The 20,809-nt window shown below is 52.5% G+C and carries 20 protein-coding genes; 16 read left to right on the forward strand and 4 right to left on the reverse strand.

Annotation, left to right across the window (positions count from 1 at the left end):
- Positions 1-86: 86 nt before the first annotated feature.
- The 5 genes from KI379_RS21320 to KI379_RS21340 all read left to right on the forward strand — a co-directional run bounded on the left by KI379_RS21320 (position 87) and on the right by KI379_RS21340 (position 5,809).
- Positions 87-1,031 (forward strand): helix-turn-helix transcriptional regulator, encoded by a 945-nt coding sequence (locus tag KI379_RS21320; protein ID WP_212984855.1) that lies wholly within the window; start codon positions 87-89, stop codon positions 1,029-1,031.
- Between the two features lie 362 nt (positions 1,032-1,393).
- The gene (locus tag KI379_RS21325) at positions 1,394-2,647 is read left to right on the forward strand and encodes an MFS transporter (RefSeq protein WP_212984856.1); all 1,254 of its coding nucleotides are present in this window, start codon (positions 1,394-1,396) and stop codon (positions 2,645-2,647) included.
- 189 nt (positions 2,648-2,836) lie between these two features.
- On the forward strand, positions 2,837-3,283 hold the full coding sequence (locus KI379_RS21330) for an Hsp20/alpha crystallin family protein (protein ID WP_089549362.1): 447 nt from the start codon (positions 2,837-2,839) through the stop codon (positions 3,281-3,283).
- Between the two features lie 305 nt (positions 3,284-3,588).
- Entirely contained in the window at positions 3,589-4,977 is a 1,389-nt protein-coding gene (locus tag KI379_RS21335) for an FAD-dependent oxidoreductase (protein ID WP_212984857.1), read from the forward strand.
- 361 nt (positions 4,978-5,338) lie between these two features.
- Complete coding sequence (locus tag KI379_RS21340; RefSeq protein ID WP_306433691.1) at positions 5,339-5,809, forward strand: SgcJ/EcaC family oxidoreductase; 471 nt, start codon at positions 5,339-5,341, stop codon at positions 5,807-5,809.
- 200 nt (positions 5,810-6,009) lie between these two features.
- Here the strand turns inward: KI379_RS21340 and KI379_RS21345 are convergent, their stop codons facing one another.
- Genes KI379_RS21345 through KI379_RS21355 form a run of 3 tightly spaced genes read right to left on the reverse strand, consistent with a single transcriptional unit; the run spans position 6,010 to position 9,150 of the window.
- Positions 6,010-7,314, reverse strand: a complete 1,305-nt coding sequence (locus tag KI379_RS21345) for an MFS transporter (RefSeq protein WP_212984858.1) — start codon at positions 7,312-7,314, stop codon at positions 6,010-6,012.
- Between the two features lie 55 nt (positions 7,315-7,369).
- The gene (locus tag KI379_RS21350) at positions 7,370-8,515 is read right to left on the reverse strand and encodes a cysteine desulfurase family protein (RefSeq protein ID WP_076173117.1); all 1,146 of its coding nucleotides are present in this window, start codon (positions 8,513-8,515) and stop codon (positions 7,370-7,372) included.
- Positions 8,488-9,150, reverse strand: a complete 663-nt coding sequence (locus KI379_RS21355) for an ArsR/SmtB family transcription factor (RefSeq protein WP_212969553.1) — start codon at positions 9,148-9,150, stop codon at positions 8,488-8,490. Before KI379_RS21355 ends, KI379_RS21350 begins: the two co-directional genes overlap by 28 nt.
- A gap of 375 nt (positions 9,151-9,525) precedes the next feature.
- On the opposite strand from KI379_RS21355, the gene KI379_RS21360 reads away from it, so the two are divergent.
- The 11 genes from KI379_RS21360 to KI379_RS21410 all read left to right on the forward strand — a co-directional run bounded on the left by KI379_RS21360 (position 9,526) and on the right by KI379_RS21410 (position 20,279).
- Positions 9,526-10,977 (forward strand): amino acid ABC transporter substrate-binding protein/permease, encoded by a 1,452-nt coding sequence (locus KI379_RS21360; RefSeq protein ID WP_212969554.1) that lies wholly within the window; start codon positions 9,526-9,528, stop codon positions 10,975-10,977.
- A complete protein-coding gene (locus tag KI379_RS21365; RefSeq protein ID WP_076173114.1) occupies positions 10,970-11,698 on the forward strand; it encodes an amino acid ABC transporter ATP-binding protein in 729 nt (242 codons plus the stop codon). Before KI379_RS21360 ends, KI379_RS21365 begins: the two co-directional genes overlap by 8 nt.
- A 245-nt stretch (positions 11,699-11,943) precedes the next feature.
- Positions 11,944-13,053: a hypothetical protein gene (locus tag KI379_RS21370; protein WP_212984859.1), complete on the forward strand. Its 1,110-nt coding sequence runs from the start codon at positions 11,944-11,946 to the stop codon at positions 13,051-13,053.
- A gap of 282 nt (positions 13,054-13,335) precedes the next feature.
- Positions 13,336-13,665: a PadR family transcriptional regulator gene (locus KI379_RS21375; RefSeq protein WP_076173111.1), complete on the forward strand. Its 330-nt coding sequence runs from the start codon at positions 13,336-13,338 to the stop codon at positions 13,663-13,665.
- The gene (locus tag KI379_RS21380; protein WP_212984860.1) at positions 13,665-14,960 is read left to right on the forward strand and encodes an FtsW/RodA/SpoVE family cell cycle protein; all 1,296 of its coding nucleotides are present in this window, start codon (positions 13,665-13,667) and stop codon (positions 14,958-14,960) included. Before KI379_RS21375 ends, KI379_RS21380 begins: the two co-directional genes overlap by 1 nt.
- Positions 14,961-15,091: 131 nt before the next feature.
- The gene (locus KI379_RS21385; protein WP_076173109.1) at positions 15,092-15,430 is read left to right on the forward strand and encodes a PadR family transcriptional regulator; all 339 of its coding nucleotides are present in this window, start codon (positions 15,092-15,094) and stop codon (positions 15,428-15,430) included.
- Positions 15,417-16,031, forward strand: coding sequence for a DUF2812 domain-containing protein (locus KI379_RS21390; protein WP_212984861.1), 615 nt, complete (start codon positions 15,417-15,419; stop codon positions 16,029-16,031). Before KI379_RS21385 ends, KI379_RS21390 begins: the two co-directional genes overlap by 14 nt.
- A gap of 283 nt (positions 16,032-16,314) precedes the next feature.
- The gene (gene vanG, locus KI379_RS21395; protein WP_076173106.1) at positions 16,315-17,376 is read left to right on the forward strand and encodes a D-alanine--D-serine ligase VanG; all 1,062 of its coding nucleotides are present in this window, start codon (positions 16,315-16,317) and stop codon (positions 17,374-17,376) included.
- Positions 17,373-18,197, forward strand: coding sequence for a D-alanyl-D-alanine carboxypeptidase family protein (locus KI379_RS21400; RefSeq protein WP_244867434.1), 825 nt, complete (start codon positions 17,373-17,375; stop codon positions 18,195-18,197). Before vanG ends, KI379_RS21400 begins: the two co-directional genes overlap by 4 nt.
- Positions 18,194-19,405: a serine racemase VanT catalytic subunit gene (gene vanT / locus KI379_RS21405; protein WP_244879395.1), complete on the forward strand. Its 1,212-nt coding sequence runs from the start codon at positions 18,194-18,196 to the stop codon at positions 19,403-19,405. The genes KI379_RS21400 and vanT overlap by 4 nt, the downstream gene beginning before the upstream one ends.
- A 139-nt stretch (positions 19,406-19,544) precedes the next feature.
- Positions 19,545-20,279: a WD40/YVTN/BNR-like repeat-containing protein gene (locus tag KI379_RS21410; RefSeq protein ID WP_212984862.1), complete on the forward strand. Its 735-nt coding sequence runs from the start codon at positions 19,545-19,547 to the stop codon at positions 20,277-20,279.
- 95 nt (positions 20,280-20,374) lie between these two features.
- Here KI379_RS21410 and KI379_RS21415 read toward each other — a convergent pair whose 3' ends face one another.
- Positions 20,375-20,749 carry a hypothetical protein gene (locus KI379_RS21415; RefSeq protein WP_212984863.1) on the reverse strand — a complete coding sequence of 125 codons (375 nt, stop codon included), beginning with the start codon at positions 20,747-20,749 and terminating at the stop codon, positions 20,375-20,377.
- Between the last annotated feature and the right edge of the window lie 60 nt (positions 20,750-20,809).

The raw sequence follows: 20,809 nt of genomic DNA on the forward strand, positions 1-20,809 counted from the left end.
ATGTCAGCGAGAAATGCATGGATAATGGATATAAAAAGTGATTTTTTTGTGAATCGTCATTTCTTTGACAAAGGAGAGGGGTAGCTTTGAAAGTAGAACGGCTGCTTGGCATTACGATGATCCTGCTGAGCCGGCGCAGGGTGAACGCCCAGACCCTTGCCGATAAGTACGAGGTATCGCTGCGCACGATCTACCGCGATCTCGAGACGATTAACGCTGCGGGCATTCCGATTGTGTCCTATGCGGGAACGGACGGCGGATATGAAATTATGGAGAAGTACCGGATTGAGCGGCAGATTGTCACCCTGGAAGACCTGAAATCGATCCTCGTCGCCTTAAAAGGCGTACAGGCTTCCCTGGATGACCGGGAAATGGACGATCTGCTGACCAAAATCAAGGCGCTTGTCGCCAAATCCGAGCAGGACCAAATGGAGGAAGAGGGCGAAACGCTCGTGTTTGACACCAACCTGTGGCATGGAGGAGGAATCAAGGACAAGTCGGTCCTCGTTTCGCTGAGGCAGGCGTCCAAGCACCGGTCGGTGGTATCCTTCCTATACACCAATACGGAAGGGACGGCCGAGCAGCGCGAAGTCGAGCCCATTGGCCTGGCTTGGAAGGGGTACGCCTGGTACTTATACGCCTACTGCCGGACCCGTCAGGATTATCGGACGTTTCGGGTTTCCCGATTGAACGGCTTAAAAGTTCATCTGGAAAAATTTCCGTCCCGCGGCATGCGCATGGAAGAACTGGATGCAAGGTGGGGCAACCAGGAGACCGGACCTGCCGTTTCACTCCTTCTGCGTTTTAAGCCGCGGCTGAGAGTACGGGTGGAGGAGGCTTTTGGCGCTGAGAACGTCGAGATAGAAGCGGACGGATCGCTGCTGGTCCGGGCGAGTTACCCGGATAATCATTGGATGTACGGCATGCTGCTGAGCTACGGGCCGGATTTGCGGGTGCTTGAGCCGGCTTATGTAGCCGAGAGGATCCGGCAGATGGCGGTGCAAACGGCGGGGAATTACGAACACGACTGATCTGCGATTTTGGCCCTATTATCATTTATCTCGCATTGACTTTGGACAATTCGCTATGTTAGCATAATATGCAATTCTGGATGTTTTGAAGGAGGTTAGTTGATCCATGCATTCCATTCGCTGGAGATAAGTTGGCAATAAAAAAGCAAGCTTTTCCATATGTTATGGGGCTTTTTTGTTGTGCTTATTTTTCGAGTGGGCTTATGGATCGCTAAGGAATATCAGGCGTTGATTTGTTATGCCTTATTTCTCCATGCCTTTTCGTTGGTATGCAGACCCAAGCCCGTCATATGGACTTCGGCCTGCATTTTTTATTGCCTAAAAACAATAAACGCCAATAAAAAATGCGGGGAGAGAAGGATATGAACAAGCAACAGAACTGGAAACACAACTTTTTTACGATATGGGCGGGGCAAGCCGTATCTCTGATTACGAGTGCCATTCTGCAAATGGCGATCATTTGGTACCTCACAGAGAAAACCGGGTCGGCTATGGTGCTGTCGATGGCGACACTGGTTGGATTTTTACCGCAGGCGCTTGGCGGACCGGTCATTGGAGTATTAGTCGACCGTTGGAACCGTAAAACCGTCATGGTTTTGGCCGATGTGGTCGTTGCGGCCGCCGCCGCCGTTTTGACGCTGATCGCTTTTTATACGGAACTACCGGTTTGGGTGATTATGATTGTATTGTTTATCCGCAGCATCGGATCGGCTTTTCATTCCACTGCGCTGAATGCCGCAACGCCGTTGATCGTACCGGCCGAACAGTTAGCCAAATGCGCTGGATACACCCAAACTGTGCAGTCGGTCAGCTACATCATAAGTCCGGCGGCGGCGGCCTTTTTGTATTCGGTATGGGACTTGAATGCAGTGGTCGCCATCGATATCATAGGGGCGGCTATCGCGATAATGGCGGTGCTCCTGGTTAAGATCCCTGGACCAGTGGCAAGGGAATCCGCTGCGGGAAGTGGATTTGTTAAAGAACTGAGAGAGGGGTACGACGCCCTCAAACAGCACAAAGGCTTGATTGCGCTTCTATGGATTGGCGGGTTATTCATTTTTGCTTTCATGCCGATCAATGCTTTATTTCCTCTGATGACGATGGACTATTTCGGAGGAACGATGAAAGAAGCATCCGCTGCGGAAATTGTTTTTGCCGTCGGCATGCTGGCAGGCGGTATACTGCTTGGAAGATGGGGAGGATTCAAGAATCGTTCCTTAACCATCATGGCGGCCATTTTTGTCATGGGTATTGCCCTGTTCACGGCGGGCGTATTACCGGCAGACGGTTTTATCGCCTTTTTGGCATGCTGCACCATAATGGGATTCTCCGGGCCGTTCTATAATGGAGTGCAGGTCGCATTATTTCAGGAACGGATAGAGCCGGCATATTTAGGACGGGTGTTCGGTTTGTTTGGCAGTGTCATGGCTTTGGCCATGCCGCTTGGACTCATCATTGGGGGCATGGTAGCGGATCAAATTGGTGTGAATGGGTGGTTTATGCTCTCTGGCGTGATGATGTTCGCAACGGCTGCACTTTGTCAGTTCATACCGTCCATTCGAAAATTGGATCAGCTGCGGCAGCCAGACCATGGGGAGGATGGTCATTCCGGGTAAATGAACTCTTTTATTTAAAGGTCAAACAAGGTCAAAATAATAATTTTTACGATAAATCCACCATAAAACGAGTCAAATCAGGCTATAATCGCGTGTAATCAGCTGTCATCGTTTTTGTCTTTTCACACCCACAGGCATATAATAAAGTCGTAAGGTCAAACAAGGTCAAATCGAAAGGGGAAATGAAGCATGTTTGACTTGATTCCTTTTGGAAAACGCAGAGAAGATGCCTTTGGACCATTGGTGAAATCCTTTAACGACGTGTTCAGCGACGATTGGTTTACATCTTTCAAAGGATCGTTGACGTCCTTCAAGACCGATATCCGGGAAACGGAGCAATCGTATCTGTTGGAGGCGGAGCTGCCCGGTTTTCAAAAAGAAGATATCGAGATCAGCTACGCTGAGCCTTACCTGACGATCAAAGCCGTTCGCAAGGAAGACCATAGCGTGGACAACCAAGACGAACAAGTCGTCCGCAGAGAACGCCGCTATGGGGAATACACGCGCAGCTTCTACGTTCCCGATATTCATGCAGACGGAATTAACGCGTCCCTGAAAGACGGCGTACTGAACATGGAAATTCCAAAACAACCTAACCAACGCACCAAACGTATTCAAATTCGCGAAGACATCTAATCATATAGTAAATTGATATGAAGCATCCCGTAGCATCCCGGACGGGGTGCTTTTTGTTAATAATTTTGAGATTTTTTTCACAAACCCCTTGCAAAGGTGAAAGGTAAGGTGTATGATTAAGCCATAAAGAGGTTGTGATATAAATCACAAATAGATCTAGGCAGCTAAATCAGCGGAAATATTTTTTTAAAGTATATTGTGCATTATTTCACAAATGAGCAGTGTCCTCCATTCCGCTGCTTATCCATTAAGTTATCCATTCCGTTTCACATTATCCATTTCATTCCCTATAAGGAGGAATTACCATGAAAGTCGCAGTCATTGGATGTACCCATGCCGGAACCGCTGCTGTAAAAAGCATTGCCATGCAGCACCCGGAAGCCCAAATTACGGTGTACGAACGCAACGATAACATTTCGTTCCTGTCGTGCGGCATCGCCCTTCACGTCGGAGGCGTCGTTAAGGACGCTGGCGGATTGTTCTACAGCAATCCGGAAGAGCTGGCCGGACTCGGCGCTGTGACCCGGATGCGGCACGAAGTGCTGGCCGTCGACACCAACGCCAAGACGCTGAATGTCCGCAACCTGGTGACCGGCGAAGAATTTACGGACAGCTATGATAAGCTGGTGGTCACCACAGGCTCGTGGCCGGTTATTCCGAAAATGGAAGGAATCGATCTGGACAATGTCCAGCTGTGCAAAAACTACGCTCACGCGCAGGAAATCGTTGCCCGCGCTGCGGATGCAGAGCGCATCACCGTCATCGGCGCCGGGTATATCGGTATCGAGCTGGTCGAAGCGTTCCGCGAGCTTGGCAAGCAGGTCACTCTGATCGATAACATGGACCGTGTCATGGCCAAGTACCTTGACCGCGATCTGACCGACCTGGCCGAGCAGACGCTAAAGGACCGCGGCGTGCAGCTGGCGCTGGGCCGGATGGTGGAAGGCTTCCGCGGCAGCGAAGGCAAAGTGCGCGAGGTCGTCACCACAGAAGGCACGTTTGAAGCCGATATGGTTGTGCTGTGCATCGGCTTCCGTCCCGGCACGGATCTGCTGAAGGGTCAAGTCGACATGCTGCCGAACGGCGCGATTATCGTCGACGACTATATGCGCACCAGCAACCCTGATGTGCTGGCCGCTGGCGACAGCTGTGCCGTACGCTACAATCCGACGGGAACGGCGATGTACATTCCACTGGCCACCAATGCGGTGCGGATGGGTACGCTGGCCGGTATGAATTTAGTGCAGCCGACCGTGCGCTACCAGGGTACCCAGGGAACGTCGGCCATCCGGCTGTTTGACTGGAACATCGCTTCGACGGGCATGACCGAGGCCGCCGCACTTGCTGCAGGCTTGAATGTGAAAACTGTAACAATCCATGAAAACAACCGTCCGGAGTTCATGCCGACCTACGATGATGTCATGCTGAAGCTGGTCTTCGAAGCGGCCGGCGGCCGGATCGTCGGGGCCCAGGTGATGTCGAAGGCGGATATGACCCAAGCGGCCAATACGCTGTCGGTATGCATCCAGAACCGGATGACGGTGCAGGAGCTGGCTTTTGTGGACTTCTTCTTCCAGCCGCATTACAACAAGCCATGGAATGTGCTGAATACGGCCGGACTGGCCGCCATGGAGGAAATGAAGAAGGAGCAGACGGCTCCGGAAGCTGCGGTCCAAACGAAATTAGCCGTGTAATGTAATCACGGGTCATTTAATGAGTCATTCCAACCACTAGGAATTCCATTCCGGCGGGAAGCGGGAATGCCAGCCTGTTTCTTGCCAACACCATAACCATGCTTGATTCCGGTCCGAAGGGGCCGGGATTTTTTTTGATTTTTCGCTGACGGGGTGGGATGTTCTTCATTTCTTTTTAAAAAAACTTAAGGGATCTATTGACAAATCACCTCCGGCCGCATATTATCTTAATTAATCAAGATATTATATAAATCAAGATAATTAGTTGGTCCAGTTAATGTCAGCGAAACGTTTCTTGAATAGCAAAGAAATCCGCGTAATCAGGCGGCCATTCAATCAAAGGAGATGAAGGATGATGAACATGAATACACATCAGGCGCAAGACCGGAAGGAAATTGAGCAGCTGTTTGAAAAGCTGAAATGGGCTTGGGGAAAAGGGGATGGCGAGGCTTACGGGGCATGCTTTACCGACCAGGCCGACTACGTTACTTTTCAAGGCGAGCACCTGAAAGGAAGAAAGGCGATTGCCGATGTGCATCAGGAGCTGTGGAACGGCGTATTGAGAGGGTCTACGCTGGACGGGGAGATTGCGAAAATCGACTTTATTACGCCGGAGCTGGCGATCTTTCACGGACTGGGCGCCGTCAAAATGAGATGGCAGAAGCAGGCGCCAAAGAAACGTGACTCCATTAACACCAATGTGGTTGTAAAGCAAAACGGCGAATGGCGCATCGCCGCGTTTCAGAACAGCCGGATTTCCGGACCGGGTCTGATGCAAAAAATATTCACGAAAATGAGCTCGCGGCGGGCTGTTCAGCAGCAGCTCCGTTGAGACAAGAACAGGAGGATGGCCTGATCGGCGCATCAGCCTGGGAACGATTGAAGCATAGAAAAAACCCCTTTCGTCCTGCCCGGCTGCCGTTGCAGCAAACCGAAACAAACGAAAGGGGGATCTATTGTAATGATCACCTTAATACCCAAACCCGGCGCTTCCTAATTAAAGCCACGAGGGAGTATCGGTTGAAGATCGCATCAAGCTTTCTTTTTCCGCGACCAGACAATAACCGGAATTAGAAGCAGGGACAGGAATCCTCCGGCTAAAGAAAGTACGGAGTAGCTGGATTGGGCCACAACCATGCCGGATAACGCTCCTCCCGAAGCCCCGGCTAAGGCAATGAGCACATCCACCGTGCCTTGGGTCTTCGCCCGAGTATGGGGAGGCGTCGCGTCGACAATGGCTGCCGTTCCGCTAATCAGGCCAAAGTTCCAGCCCAGCCCAAGGAGGGCAAGCGCAAGAACAAGAAATACCATCGATTCTCCGGGCGCGAGCCCAGCCAACAAGCCTGCCGCAAGCAGGGTGATTCCGGAAGCATAGGACATCAGAGTGTGTCCGTACTTATCGACTAGAACGCCGGTAATCAGCGAAGGCAGAAACATCGCAGCCACATGGATGCCGATGACGAGGCCAACCTCGCCCAGCCCGTGTCCGTGATGCTTCATGTGGACCGGTGTCATGGTCATAATGGCCACCATCACGATTTGGGTCAGCACCATCACCGTCGCACCGATCATGATTCCCGTTTTATTCATGGCCGCGTCTTTTACTCCGGTGCTCTGCGTGCCATTCAGGCTTTCATCTGCCCGCTGTGCCTCCGCCATGGCCTTGGCCACGATCAGCGGGTCTGGCCGAAGGAAGATGAGGAGGACGACGCCGGCTATAATAAATGCTGCAGCAGCCAGCATGAATGGACCCGAAAGCGCTGGGAAACCTATGGAAGTGGCAAACCGTCCCGTGATATTGACCAGATTCGGTCCGGCCACTGCACCGAATGTGGTGAAGACCATAGCGGCGCTGATCGCTTTAGCCCGCTGCGTTGGCAAGGCCAAATCCGTCCCGGCATACCGAGCCTGTAAGTTTGTTGCCGTTCCGGTGCCGTACACCAGCAAAGAAATAAAGAGAAGTGCCAGATTGCTTATGAGGGCTGCCAAAACGACGCCTAGCGCACCAAGCCCGCCTGCCAGGAAGCCCGCTGCCAGCCCTGTCCGGCGCCCTAACCGCTGGGACAGACGGCCGACGATCAGGGCGGACGCTGCTGATCCTAACGTAATTAAGGCGGAAGGAACCCCGGCATAGCTGTCGGATCCAAGCATGTCTTGGGCAAGCAGCGCTCCTACCGTAACCCCTGCAGCAAAACCGGCCCCGCCGAAAATTTGCGAAATGATGACGATCAACATCGTCCTTTTATGGAGCTGCCGCTGCCTCTCAGGCGATTCAACGTACTGCCTTAGAGGTGCAGGGAGGGGATTCACCCTTTCTACAACCGTGGTCTCTGACATCTATTGTTCCTCCCTATATTAGACGAACCGATTCGTAAAAGATTTGCTGTTACCCTCACTGCAGACGGTCCTGGAATAAAGAAATAACGGTCTCCACTTCTTCTTTGGTGGTGTACCGGCCCAAGCTGAACCGGATCGCTCCCAGCCCTTCGTAATCGCTAAGGCCCATCGCCCGCAGCACCGGTGAAAGGGTTGTGCTTCCGGAGTGGCAGGCGGATCCGGTGGAAGCGGCGATTTCCGGAAAACGACCCAAAATCTCCTGCCCGCTCAGCCCAAGGAAGCTTACGTTGAGCGTGTTGGGCAGATGGTTGCCGGGATCGCCATTAAACCGGACCTGGTCTCCAAAGGCTTCCTTGAGCCCTTCCTTCAATGCCTCCCGGAGGTTTCGGATTTCACGGGAACCGACCTTCTGCGCTGCCAGTGCTGCGGCTTTGCCCAATCCGACGATATAAGGCACATTTTCCGTTCCTGCCCTCCGGCCGGATTCATGGCCTGCCCCATGCACAAACGGGGCGAGTGTCGTGCCTTCACGCACATACAGTGCGCCGATACCCTTGGGCGCGTACAGCTTATGACCGGCGATAGATAACAAATCGACGCCCAAGGCATCGACGTTCACCGGGATTTTGCCAAAAGACTGTGCAGCATCCGTATGCACCAGGATACCGTAGCGTTTGGCGATACTGGCCACCTCTTCAATGGGCTGAATCGTTCCGACCTCGCTGTTGGCGTGCATGACCGAAATGAGAATGGTATCCTCGCGGATGGCACGCTCGATATCTGCCGGTGACACCCGGCCCCAGTGATCAACGGGAACGTAGGTCACTTCCGCGCCCAGCGTTTCGAGGAAGGCACAGGGATTGAGAATCGCCGGATGCTCAATGGTTGTCGTGATGATATGTCTGCGGGGCTGGTTGGATGCAAAGTAAACCCCTTTTAAAGCGTGATTGTTGGCTTCGGTTCCTCCGCTGGTAAAAATCACCTCACTGGATTTCGCCCCAATCGCTGCGGCGATCCGGCTTCTGGCGTGCTCGATCGTTTCTTTGAGTGAAGCTGCCGCCCAATGCGAGGAAGAAGGATTGCCATAGTGATGCTCGAAAAACGGCAGCATCTCCTGGAGCACTTCCGGATCTAACGGAGTGCTGGCGTTATAGTCCAGATAAATGCGTTTCGTTACCTCTGTGCTTGAAATTCCCGCCATTCGTAAACTCCTTCCTCCACCCGGAATGCTGTAAAGCCCTCACGCTGCAATTTCTCAACCGCCTCGGCCGCTGCAACGCAGTAAGGTCCGCGGCAATATGCAGCAATTGGAGTTTCCTTGGGCAGACTTTGCATATATTGATAAAGCTCCTCCATCGGAACAGAGATCGCCCCGGGAATGTGTCCTGCTTCAAATTCATCGGCCGGGCGTACGTCCAGTAAAATCATGCCTTCGTCCATTTTGCGCAATACTTCATTTAAAGACAGGGTCTGAACATCCTCGCACTGACTCAGAAAGTCGTTTTTTACCCGGGTGATGTCGGCCAGCTGCGTTTCGCTCATTCGCCATAGAGCATTCAAAAAGCCCTCAATATGGGGACCAGCCAAGCAGTAGATGACATACGTCCCCCGCTTGCTATACTTCACCAGGTTGGCATCCAGTAAAATTTGGAGATGCCGCGATACGTTGGCTACGCTCATTTCTGTGGCCTCGGCCAATTTTTCAACAGACTTGGGTCCTTGGGATAACAAATGCATGAGCTCGAGCCGTTTATCGCTGGACAAGCATTTCCCGATTCGGGCAAACTGCCGGTACAAGTCGTCTTTGAAAGCACGAACGGGAAAATCGTGGTCCATATCTATTCCCACCTTGCTATAATATTCAATGAATTGATTGAATTATAGTCGTGGTTAACTTTGACCGTCAAGATCATACTGATCTTATAGCTTGACTATATTTTGCGAAAGTTCTAATGATGGTTAGGCAAACTTGTCTCGAATGGGTAATGAATGATAGCTAACTTGCTTCCTTTATCTGCAGACTGTGTTAGTCTTAGTAGTAAATTTCTTGGTTAATGGTTAGATTGAACTAAAGAAAATGGTTGAAAATGTATTTTTAGGAATGATTGGTTTTTTGGTAAAATAGGATATTAGGTGGGAGAATACCTGCCACCAAAAAAGAAAAAGTATGAAGGGGACAACATTCGGCGTTGACCGAGAAGGGGAGGACACATGAAATCATCTTTTAAGGTATCATTATTTTCATTAGCGCTGCTGCTCCTCGTGGTGACCGGATGGTCTGGTTGGACGGGAAGCGCCGCAGCTGCGCCGGATTCCGGCAAAACCTATGTCATCGGTACCGACATTACGTTTGCTCCGTTTGAGTTTCAGGACGTCAGCGGCAAGTTTGTCGGGATCGATATGGATCTGATGGAGGCCATCGCCAAGGATCAGAATTTTAAGTATGAGATCAAGCCACTGGGCTTTAACGCAGCCGTTCAAGCGCTGGAGTCGAACCAGGTGGACGGCGTCATCGCAGGGATGAGCATTACCGACGAACGGAAGCAGAAATTCGACTTTTCCGAGTCCTATTTCGAATCCGGCGTGGTGATGGCCATCAGCAAGAACAATGACACCATCAAGAGCTATGAGGATTTGAAAGGGAAAAAGGTAGCCGTAAAGACAGGTACAGAAGGCTACAGCTTCGCCGAATCCATCGCCTCGAAATACGGATTTACCATCGTCCCGTTCGACGATTCCTCGCAAATGTACGACGATGTCAAAACTGGAAACTCCGTGGCCTGCTTTGACGATTATCCTGTGCTAGCTTATGGCGTAAACCAGAACAATGGACTCAAGATCGTAACCGAGAAGGAAGCAGGCGGCTCCTACGGCTTTGCGGTCAGCAAAGGCAAGAACCAGGAGCTGATGCAAAAGTTCAACACCGGCCTGACCAATCTCAAAGCCAGCGGGGAGTATGACCAGATTCTCGAGAAATATCTGGGTGAAAATGCGTCCGGACCGGCAAATCAAAGCCGCTGGGGACTGATTCAGGATTCGCTGCCGCCGCTGCTGACGGGTCTGGGCAAGACGCTGCTGTACACGATCGTATCGCTGTTCTTCGCCTTTATCCTGGGGTTGATTTTCGGCTTTATGAAGGTGAGTCGCAATAAGTTTCTTCGCGGTTTGGCAACGGTATTCGTCGACGTCTTCCGCGGCATTCCGCTGATCGTCCTAGCTTTCTTTATTTACTTTGGTATTCCGCAGGCCTTCGGCTTTACGATGCCACTGTTCCTGGCGGCCATTCTGACGCTGACTCTGAATGCTGGCGCTTATGTAACGGAAATCATTCGGGGCGGCATTCAGTCGATCGACCGCGGCCAAATGGAAGCGGCCCGTTCGCTCGGTTTGCCATACCGCAAGGCGATGATGAAGATCATCATCCCGCAGGCGATCCGCGTCATGATTCCGGCGTTTATCAACCAGTTGGTCATTACGCTGAAAGATACGTCGATTCTGTCGGCGATCGGTCTGGTCGAGCTGACGCAGTCCGGCAAAATTATTATCGCCAGAACGTTCTCGTCATTTGATATTTGGCTGGTTGTAGCCATCATGTATTTGATTGTGATCACGATCTTAACGAAACTTTCAGGCTTCTTGGAAGGGAGATTGCGCCGTGGGTAAAATCAGGGTTGAAGGATTAAAGAAGAGCTTCGGCGCCAATCAGGTGCTGAAAGGAATCGATATGCAGGTCAAGGAAGGCGAAGTCGTATGCGTAATCGGTCCTTCCGGATCGGGGAAAAGTACGTTTCTGCGCTGCATCAATCGGCTTGAGGACATCACTGCAGGCCGTGTCATCGTTGATGACCAGGATCTGAACGATTCAAAGACGGATATCAACAAGGCCCGCGAAAATATTGGTATGGTGTTCCAGCATTTTAACCTGTTTCCGCATTTCAGCGTCCTCAAGAACATTATGTTCGCTCCGATGGAGCTGGGCAAAATGAACGCGAAGCAGGCGCGCGAAACGGCGATGCGCCTCCTGGAGCGGGTCGGACTCGCTGACAAGGCGGACGCGTTCCCGAGCCAGCTGTCGGGCGGGCAGAAGCAGCGGGTGGCGATCGCCCGCGCGCTCGCGATGAATCCCGACGTCATGCTGTTCGACGAGCCGACGTCGGCGCTCGACCCCGAGATGGTCGGCGAGGTGCTCGGCGTCATGAAGGATCTGGCCCGTGAAGGCATGACGATGATGATCGTCACGCACGAGATGGGCTTCGCCCGCGAGGTGGCGGACCGGGTCATCTTCATGGACGGCGGCTACATCGTGGAGGAAGGACCGCCGGAGGAAGTGTTCGGCCGGCCGAAAAACGAGCGTACGATCAGCTTCCTGGAGAAGGTACTGTAAGCACGCTATAAGCTTGAGTGAAGCCGCGTACGTGATGAACCGTTATTCGGTGATCACAGCGGTTTGGATGAAAGCCCGGACGGGCAGCGTTAGCTGCTTGGCCGGGCTTTTTGCATTCGTCCCTGCACATATGTTGGCTGTAACCGCTGAAAACGAAACCGAAAGGTACAGCGTTGCGATGAAACATTTTCTCCAGTTAGAGCGTAGAAATATTCCAGGAAAATCCACTTACGTACAGGAGGACGATGATGGTAGAGCTTCGTGAGGAAGGCCAACTGAAATATTCCAACCAGCCGTCCCGGACGGCTAAAGCGTTGAACTGGGGACTCGTTGGATTGATGGGAGCCCTCGTTCTTGGATTTATGGGGTACGGTGTTTTTTGGCTGATCAAGGGAGATTGGGTGGTAGGCAGCTTTATCACAGTGATTGGACTGTTCTTGACGGGTATGCTGTGGCTGATCTTCAGAATCGTCCGGATGCCGCAAAAGGTGCTGCTCCGGTACGAACTCCGGGAGGAAGGCTATTATACATACGTTAAGCAAATCAAGACCGGCGAAGAGTCCGAGCATCTGGTACCGTTCACTCAAATGCAGGAGGTGCTGATCGGGAGGACGACAAGGTACCAGCCCAAGGGAGAAGGCAGCATCGGGTTTTATGTGATCGGTGCCAACATCGTCATGAAATGGGTTGATGGAGAGGGCCATATCCAATATTCCGTTTTCGGATTAGAGAATCCCAATGAATTGGAGGCCTGGGTAACGGAGTTCCGAAAGCACGGGATTCCGGTGTACAGGACAGAGGCGAACGTGAAGATTGTTAGGGCGGAGAACTACCAAACCGCATATGCCGAGCTGCCGAAGGCCGAGTATGAGCCGGGTGCCAACCCGCTGCAGATCGGAAGCCGTGAGCGGAGAGATATCCCCGCGTGGATCAGCCCGGACATGAAGGCCAGAATAGAAGCAGAAGAAAAACGAAGGGATAAGCGGTTGTTCCGGCCTGTTTTTCTAGGCGTCGCCGCAATTAACTTGATTTTGGCCGCAGCGTGGATGCCTTCCTGGCCCATTTTAGACGGCGCATTCGCGGACAATTCCGCGTCGACGGCCGTTACGCTGGTAAATGTCCTGCTGTTGGTGCTGACCGGCGCATACTGGCGCCAACGTGTCCGGTGGTACCGTTCACTGCTGGATTCGGTATTGGTGATTGCAGCGCAGTTCGCCGGTGCGGGCATCGCTGCGCTTATTGGAAATGCACCCTCCGGGCTGCTTGACTCCATCGTGGTGGAGGGACTGCTTTTAGTGGGCATCAGTGCTGTTTTGTTTGTGATTTTTAGAGTGGTGAGGTGGATAGTAAAATAACGAAGTCTCGCCTTCGTTTGGTTTGGAGCGACAGGAAGGCTTGGGTTTGGGGTTAGAAATGGGGCACCGTTATACGAAACACGAGGTCTCAGCGGCGGCTGAGCTATGCCTCAATATGGCTCCCTTCTTCAGTATCCACTGGAGGAGGGGGCTTCTTTTGATATGCGGTTTATTGCCTTCCTCGTCATTTTGTTCCCATCTATTGCCAATCCAAATGGTGTCCGATATACTCATATACATAGTATTACGATGTATTGTAAATCTAGGTATTAGGAGAAGATCATGGCGATTAATAAAGAGCTGCTCAAGGGCAGCACGGTCATTTTGCTGCTGACGGTGCTGAACAAGAAGGAAATGTACGGTTACGAATTAATCAAGGAAATCGAGAAGAGCTCTGAGGGCGTTTTTTCCATGAAAGAGGGAACTTTATATCCCATCCTGCACACACTGGAGTCGGAAGGCTGGCTGGAAGCTTACTGGAGCACACATGACGGCCGCAAACGGAAGTACTACCGGATAACCGACCAGGGCCGGAGTCAGCTGAAAGAAAAGCAGCAGGAATGGGTTCGTTTCCGCACGGCGGTTGATACGGTGATCGGGGAGGGGATTTGATGCGGGCTGTGGAAAAGGATGCGGCGGTTCAGGAGTTTCTTGACCGGGTATGCCGGCATATCCGCGTTAAATCCATGCATGCTGAAATCCGTGAGGAGCTGGGAAGTCATATTGCGGAACGGATGGACATGCTGGCATCCGAAGGAGTTGCTGAAGAGCATTGTGCGCAGGAAGCGATTAAGCTGATGGGCGATCCCGACGACATCGGACGAAGCCTTCACCGGGCGCATAAACCTGTGTTCGACTGGAAGCTTGTTGTTCTATTGGGGCTGCTGACGATTGTGGGGTTGTTTGGATTACTGAATGTGCAGATGTCTGGCCGAAGGATTTGGATGCTCGCTCAGTTTTTTGAGAAGAAGCTGTTTTATGTTGCGCTAGGTTTTGCCGGTCTGTTTATTTGTTATTTCCTGGACTACCGAAAGCTGAGGAAGTTTTCCGGAGTAATATTCTGCGGGACCATCGCCTTAATGGCTTTAACGTTGAAGGTAGGCATCACGACGAATGGGCAGACGACCAGTCTGGCGATCGGTTCCTTTGCCATTAATGTGATGGCTGCATCCATATTACCATTACTCATTGCGGCTTCAGGATTGAACTATAGGTTCCGACACAGCGATATTGTCGGCTGGATCAAGTTCGCGGCCCAAATGGTCGTTCCGGTCGTACTGTATTGGCAGAGCGGCTCCTTGCTGTACGGCTGCATTTATTTAGCGGGATTTGGAATTATTGCACTGAGGCACAACCGGTTTCCTCTGATGGCCGTTGGACTGCCGATCCTTTCTTTGTACATATATAAACTAACGCAAACCCCTTACCTTGTGGAGCGGCTGCACTCCTTTTTGAGCGAAAAGGATAAGGATTACCAGACCTTGCAGACGATCGGAGCGATCCGTTCGGCGGGGTGGACGGGCCACGGATTTGCGGCGGCGAACGAAACCCTCCCTTTTATCTATGACGAATCGATGTATCCGTATCTTATTTACTGTTTTGGATGGGGTGCCGGGATCGTCATCGGGCTGCTGGTCACTGGATTCATGATACGAATTTGGAAGATGAGCGTGTCCATTAGGGATGAATATGCCACCTGTATATTTTCCGCGTTCATCGTCGTATTTGGCATTCGGCTGTTGTGGCCGCTGCTTATGGCGTACGGTGTGGTGCCCATCGTGGGGCAGAGCCTGCCCTTTGTCGGCTATGGCGGGTTCACGCAGGTGATTGATTTTTGCGCCATGGGGCTGCTGTTATCGATCTATCGGCGCAAGCAGATGCTTCCCGCAAGGATGGAGACCGTTTGAAAAAAGAAGGCCAAGCCCGATTCTTCCGGGTTTTGGCCTTTTCGCTATTGCAATATACAGTTACACTGTATATAGTGTAAGTATACAGTTGAACGATATAAAGTGTGACTGAGCAAAAGGGAGGCACTTCATTGAGCAGAGATAAACATTTACCGCTGACCGAAACGGTATATTATATTTTGTTGGCGCTGCTGGAGCCGGCGCATGGTTACCTGATTATGCAGAAGGTGGAGGAGCTCAGCGCGGGGCAGGTCCGGATGGCGGCCGGCACGCTGTACGGGGCGGTGGACAATCTGCTGAAGCAGAAATTCATCCAGCCGGCCGCGAGCGAGGACAGCCGCCGAAAGGTGTATGTCATCACGGATCTAGGACGGGAAATGCTGAGACAGGATTACGAGCGGATGCGCCATATGATCGAAGTAACCAATATGCAGTGGGGCAAGGAGGAGTTGCTGCATGAAAAAATATAAATTTTTTACGAATTTGGACCAGGAAGAAAAGTGGCTGAACGACATGGCCCGGCAGGGCTATACGCTTGTCCGGAAGTCCTTCGGCTATCGATTCGAGCGAAGCGTACCGGAGGAAGCCAACTACCGGATCGACTTCCGCACGTTTAAGAATCAGCGGGACTTTGAGGATTATGTTGCCCTGTTCGAGGACAGCGGCTGGACGCATATCGCCGGCACGAAGGGGTCGGGTGCTCAATATTTTAAACAGAACGGTGACCAGGGGAACGAGGATATTTTCTCCGATGCCGACTCCAAGGCAGCCCGGTATAAGCGGATTTCCGACATGTGGATGACGCTGTGCTGCTGCTTTATCCCGATTTTCGCGGCGCTGATTTCGACCGATGCCATTGATGCATCCGTCATCCTGAAGCCCCAATCGCTGTATTACACGCCGGGATTGTGGGAAATGAGCGGCCCAAGATTTTGGCAGGCGTTCCTGTTCGAGACGCCGTTTGCGCTGTTCCGCGGGATCGTCTGGATGGTCATTCCGGTTATGATTATCGTCTACTCGGTTTTCGCCTACAAAGCCAAAAAGGAATACGACAAGTCCCAGCAGCAGTAATGCCGAATGGGAGCCAATAGGGAGGATGCTGCACTTGCAGCCATCGTCCCTTTTTTTTCAGGCAGACGGCGGCCGGCGAGCAGTTTGGCAACATCGGGCTCTGCATTGGTTGAGCATGGATGCCCGTTCATGCCAGCGGGAACGGCTCTTAATCTTTCTTTAGATTTCCTTTAATATTAATTTCTGTTTGCTTAACATCCTCTTCCTATAATCAAAAGCATCTTAGGTTCACGCTCAGGCGCTCACGCGGAGTGGGCACCGGACCGGAAATGGGGAGAAAGAGATGCAGAAAAAAACGATCGCCGTGCTGTTTGGCGGCTGCTCAACGGAATATGAAGTCTCGCTGCAATCGGCGGCTTCCGTCATAGATCATTTGGACAAGGCTAAATATGAGCTGGTGCTCATCGGCATTACCCGGGAGGGAGCCTGGCTGAGGTACCACGGAGATCCGGAGGAGATCCGCAGGGACCGCTGGCATCAGCATCCGGGTTGCATCCCCGCGTTTCTGCCACCAAGCAGGGAAACGGGCGGAATCGTGGAGCTGGTCGGGACGGAATACCGATTGACGCCGGTGGACGTCGTATTCCCGGTTCTTCACGGCAAAAATGGGGAAGACGGCACACTGCAGGGGCTGCTGGAGCTGTCGGGCATTCCTTTTGTCGGCTGCGGCACACTGTCTTCTGCCCTTTGTATGGACAAGGAGGTTGCCAGCAAGCTGGTCAAAGCAGCCGGAGTGGAAGTGGCGGGTTCGGTCACGGTCCTCGCAGGAGACGACTTGTATGCGGCCGCCAAATCGGCTGAGACGCTGGGCTATCCCGTCTACGTCAAACCGGCCAAGTCCGGTTCCTCTTTCGGTATTACGAAGGCGTACGACAGGCTGGCGCTGATGGACGGCATCCGTGAGGCGCTGCAGCATGACGACAAAGTGGTGGTCGAACAGAACATTGCCGGATTTGAAGTGGGCTGCGCGGTCCTGGGTCATCGGGAGCCGTTCATCGGAGAAATCGACGAGATCGAGCTGCAGGGCGAGTTTTTTGACTATACGGAAAAATACCAGCTGATTTCGTCTAAGATCCATCTGCCTGCCCGGATTTCGGAAGAAACGGCGAACCGGGTCAAAGAGACCGCGCGCCGCATCTACCGGACGCTTGGCTGCCGCGGCCTGGCCCGGGTGGACATGTTCATTACCGAAGGGGAGCGGATCGTATTCAATGAGGTGAATACGATGCCCGGTTTCACGGCCGCCAGCCGCTATCCGAACATGATGCGGGCCAGCCACCTGCCGTACCCGGACCTGATGGACCGGCTGATCCAGCTGGCCGAAGCGATGGAGGTGGTCCGATGATCGGGGTTGTAGGCACGGAAGGCCGCGTGATTCACATCCAGCCGAGCATGGTTCACCGGGGCCACCTGGTTCTCATTAACAGCGAGCATCCGCTCCGCCAGGCGCCTTATTCCAAGAGCCTCGCTCCCGTGGAATCACTCGCTCATGCCAGCACTCATGAGCGGGTGATGCGTCTGGAACGCAGCTGCCTGCAGCAGCTGGAGGCGCTGCTGGACGCCTGCGGGGGCCGGGGAGGCATCGGAGTGGTCAGCGGCTACCGCACCGCGATGGAGCAGCAGCGCATCTACGACCGGTCGCTGGTGGAGAACGGGGAGATTTTTACTGCGAGTTACGTGGCTCGTCCCGGAGAAAGCGAACACCAGACCGGACTGGCGGCCGATGTGGGCGATAAGCATACGGGGGTCGACTATTTATGCCCTTCGTTTCCGGAGGGTGGCGTTTATGCCTCTTTCCGGAAGCTGGCAGCGGAGCATGGCTTCATCCAGCGTTACAAGCAGGGCAAAGAGCATCTGACGCACATTGCCTGTGAGCCTTGGCATTTTCGCTATGTGGGGGTGCCGCATGCCATCATCATGGAGCAGTATGGGATGTGCCTGGAGGAATACACGGACTACTTGAAGCAGTTCACCCTAGATGGTCCGCATCTGTTCAAAAAGGTGAAGGAACATCTTGTGGAGATGTACTATGTTCCTGTTCATGAAGAAGAGCAGGTGCTGACGATTAAGGTCCGCCCCGAAACGAGAGTGGAGTGCTCAGGGAACAATGTGGACGGCTGCATCATCACCGTCTTCCATGATTTGCGGAAGGGGCTGGTGGGTTGAGGGCGCATCGTCTTCGTGCAGAGACGTTCCCTGTGAGATGGGGATACTCGCTTACTTCTCCAGGCGAAAAGAGAGAAGCCCGGCCTTCCTTATCCCACCGGGCGTGGGCGGAAATCAGCCTGGATCACTTGCGGCATAATTCCGCAGAGCTTCAGCGGCTTCTCCCTTCCGGGTGCCGCCTGATGGCGGTGGTTAAAGCTAATGCATACGGACACGGTATTACGGAGATCGCGGGGCATTTGAACCGTTCGGGGATGGATAGCTTCGCTGTGGCGGAAATCGGGGAAGGGATCCTTTTGCGGGAACAAGGCATCCAGGGGGAGATTCTAATCCTTGGCTACACCGATCCAGAGAGGGCCGCCGATTTAGCCAGGTACCATCTGACGCAGACGATGGTAAGTTTGGAATACGGACAGGCCTTGGAGGCGCTCGGTATCGACCTGGAGGTACATGTCAAAATCGATACCGGCATGAACCGGCTCGGCGTGCCCCACCAGGATAAGGAGTCGATTCTGCGGTGCTATGATTTTGTCAATCTTCGGGTGACGGGCATATTCAGTCATTTGTCCATGTCGGACGGACTTGGACCGGAGGAGACCGAATTTACGCGCCGGCAGATCGCTCACTTTGATGGTGTGGTGACGCAAATCAAGGAAGCCGGCATCGATCCAGGCCTTGTGCATCTTCAGAGCAGCTACGGCATGCTGAATTACCCTGAGCTGTGCTATGACCGGGCCCGGCCGGGGATCGCGCTGTACGGCCTGCTCAGCCAGGAGGGCGACGCCGTGCGGTGCCAGGCCGAATTGCGGCCTGTGCTGGCGCTCAAGGCGACCGTGACGCAGGTGAAGGAGGTGCAGGCCGGCCAGCCGGTCGGCTACGGACGCCGCTTCGTTCCGGAACGCGATATCCGGATCGCCACGGTGTCCATCGGCTATGCCGACGGCGTTCCAAGGATGCTGTCGGACGGGGGTGGACAAGTCCTGATCCGCGGGCAGCGGGCCTCCATCATCGGCAACATCTGCATGGATCAGCTGACCGTCGACGTCACTGGTGTCGACGACGTAATGCTAGGGGACACCGTCACGCTGATCGGCCAAGATGGCGATGAGCAGATCACCGCCGGCGAGATCGCCGCGCGCTGCCATACGGTCACCAACGAAATCGTGAGCCGGATCGGCAGCCGGGTGCAGCGCATATATGTTGAATAGCCGCTGGGGGCGGCGGCTCAGGCTGCCGAGATCGTTCTCGACAGCCTGAATAAGTAATAGCGGCACTTGTTTATTGTTGAGAGAAACAATCCGGGTATACTTGGCATCTATATAGTAAAACCGGATTGGGGTGTTCTTAATGAGGCGATCTGTTTATTTTATCTCAATCGTCATGCTATCTCTAATTTTTACAGGGTGTTCGGGTAACTCCAACGTTAAAGAGAATGCGAATACTCCCTCCACATTGATTCATTCGGAAAAAACGAATTCTCAGGGCCAAGATCCCCAGTCAACAAAAGAAGAAACTGCCATTACGGGAAACATAACTTGGAAGGCGCAGTATGAACCCATCGGAATGTTTGCAGTAAACATGGTTTTATCTCAATCCACAGATCAAGGTAAAACGTGGACTATCGTGACAAGCAGTGACCAGGAAGGCAGCACAATACCTGGCGGGGCAGAGTCCTTCACATTTACCGATGCAAATACCGGCTGGATTGTAACGAATACACCAGCTGAAGGGAAGGTTGGGGCTTATAAGTCAATCGATGGAGGTAAGTCGTGGTTCGATCTTAACCTGCCTGTTCCAGGCGAGTTAAAAAGCTCAAACATAAAGGCCGTTCTCCCTTACTTTTTGAATAAAGACATATGTGTTATGATGACAACTCAAACGGACGAATCAGCAGAATCATCGAAAGGCCTATTCTACGTTTCTATGGATGGTGGAGTTGAGTGGAGCCCTATTTTTAATCAAAGAGAAGGAACGGTCAAAAGCCTACACTGGAGTAGAGATGAAAACAACAACTACAGTTTTTTCATGGGTAAAGGAAAGTGGGAGTTTACAGGATCTCAATGGTTAAGAAACAGCAAATAGCCGGTTAGTCGTTCTATTTAGCGTACATAAGTGCTGTAGTGCCGCTGGAGACAGCGGCTTTTTTGCGTTTATAGCTGTGGTCGGGGTTACCGCCGTTACTTCGTTGTATTTCGGCGTTTGAACTCTTTTATGATGAAGTTTTTTGCGGAGACGATCAGCATTTCAGGGATGAGAACGCACCCGATATATAGCAGGATGATGAACGGAAGGGAGGCCGTGAAAATAGCAAAGGTTTGTTCTTCCATTGGTGCTCTGATGACCAACCATAGAGGAATTGCGATCACCCAGGTGAATAGGTTGGATATCAGCAGATAGGTCAGGTTTTCCCACAGTAAGCTAAATAGAATCAAAACGGCAATAGGGATCGCCCACGAATCCAACTGCTGATCCAGATTTAAAAAGCAGAAGAAGGCCATGGGATAGACCAGAGTGATCACGATTTGACTGACTTTAAGTCGACTCCGTTTCATTTGGCTCTCCTTTCTTTTCCGTGACTAAAAAACCACCGCCTTGTGAATGAGCCTCCAACG

It is taken from the genome of Paenibacillus cineris, assembly GCF_018333335.1.
GTDB classification, from domain to species: domain Bacteria; phylum Bacillota; class Bacilli; order Paenibacillales; family Paenibacillaceae; genus Paenibacillus_AQ; species Paenibacillus_AQ favisporus.

Bases quoted from the DNA above. Each gene is read 5' to 3' on its own strand.
- KI379_RS21330 (WP_089549362.1), top strand. From the start codon at position 2,837: ATGTTTGACTTGATTCCTTTTGGAAAACGCAGAGAAGATGCCTTTGGA.
- KI379_RS21335 (WP_212984857.1), top strand. From the start codon at position 3,589: ATGAAAGTCGCAGTCATTGGATGTACCCATGCCGGAACCGCTGCTGTA.
- KI379_RS21370 (WP_212984859.1), top strand. From the start codon at position 11,944: ATGATGGTAGAGCTTCGTGAGGAAGGCCAACTGAAATATTCCAACCAG.
- KI379_RS21325 (WP_212984856.1), top strand. From the start codon at position 1,394: ATGAACAAGCAACAGAACTGGAAACACAACTTTTTTACGATATGGGCG.
- KI379_RS21350 (WP_076173117.1), bottom strand. From the start codon at position 8,515: ATGGCGGGAATTTCAAGCACAGAGGTAACGAAACGCATTTATCTGGAC.
- KI379_RS21380 (WP_212984860.1), top strand. From the start codon at position 13,665: ATGCGGGCTGTGGAAAAGGATGCGGCGGTTCAGGAGTTTCTTGACCGG.
- KI379_RS21360 (WP_212969554.1), top strand. From the start codon at position 9,526: ATGAAATCATCTTTTAAGGTATCATTATTTTCATTAGCGCTGCTGCTC.
- KI379_RS21355 (WP_212969553.1), bottom strand. From the start codon at position 9,150: ATGGACCACGATTTTCCCGTTCGTGCTTTCAAAGACGACTTGTACCGG.
- KI379_RS21375 (WP_076173111.1), top strand. From the start codon at position 13,336: ATGGCGATTAATAAAGAGCTGCTCAAGGGCAGCACGGTCATTTTGCTG.
- KI379_RS21390 (WP_212984861.1), top strand. From the start codon at position 15,417: ATGAAAAAATATAAATTTTTTACGAATTTGGACCAGGAAGAAAAGTGG.
- vanG (WP_076173106.1), top strand. From the start codon at position 16,315: ATGCAGAAAAAAACGATCGCCGTGCTGTTTGGCGGCTGCTCAACGGAA.
- KI379_RS21410 (WP_212984862.1), top strand. From the start codon at position 19,545: ATGAGGCGATCTGTTTATTTTATCTCAATCGTCATGCTATCTCTAATT.
- KI379_RS21340 (WP_306433691.1), top strand. From the start codon at position 5,339: ATGAATACACATCAGGCGCAAGACCGGAAGGAAATTGAGCAGCTGTTT.
- KI379_RS21345 (WP_212984858.1), bottom strand. From the start codon at position 7,314: ATGTCAGAGACCACGGTTGTAGAAAGGGTGAATCCCCTCCCTGCACCT.
- KI379_RS21400 (WP_244867434.1), top strand. From the start codon at position 17,373: ATGATCGGGGTTGTAGGCACGGAAGGCCGCGTGATTCACATCCAGCCG.
- KI379_RS21415 (WP_212984863.1), bottom strand. From the start codon at position 20,749: ATGAAACGGAGTCGACTTAAAGTCAGTCAAATCGTGATCACTCTGGTC.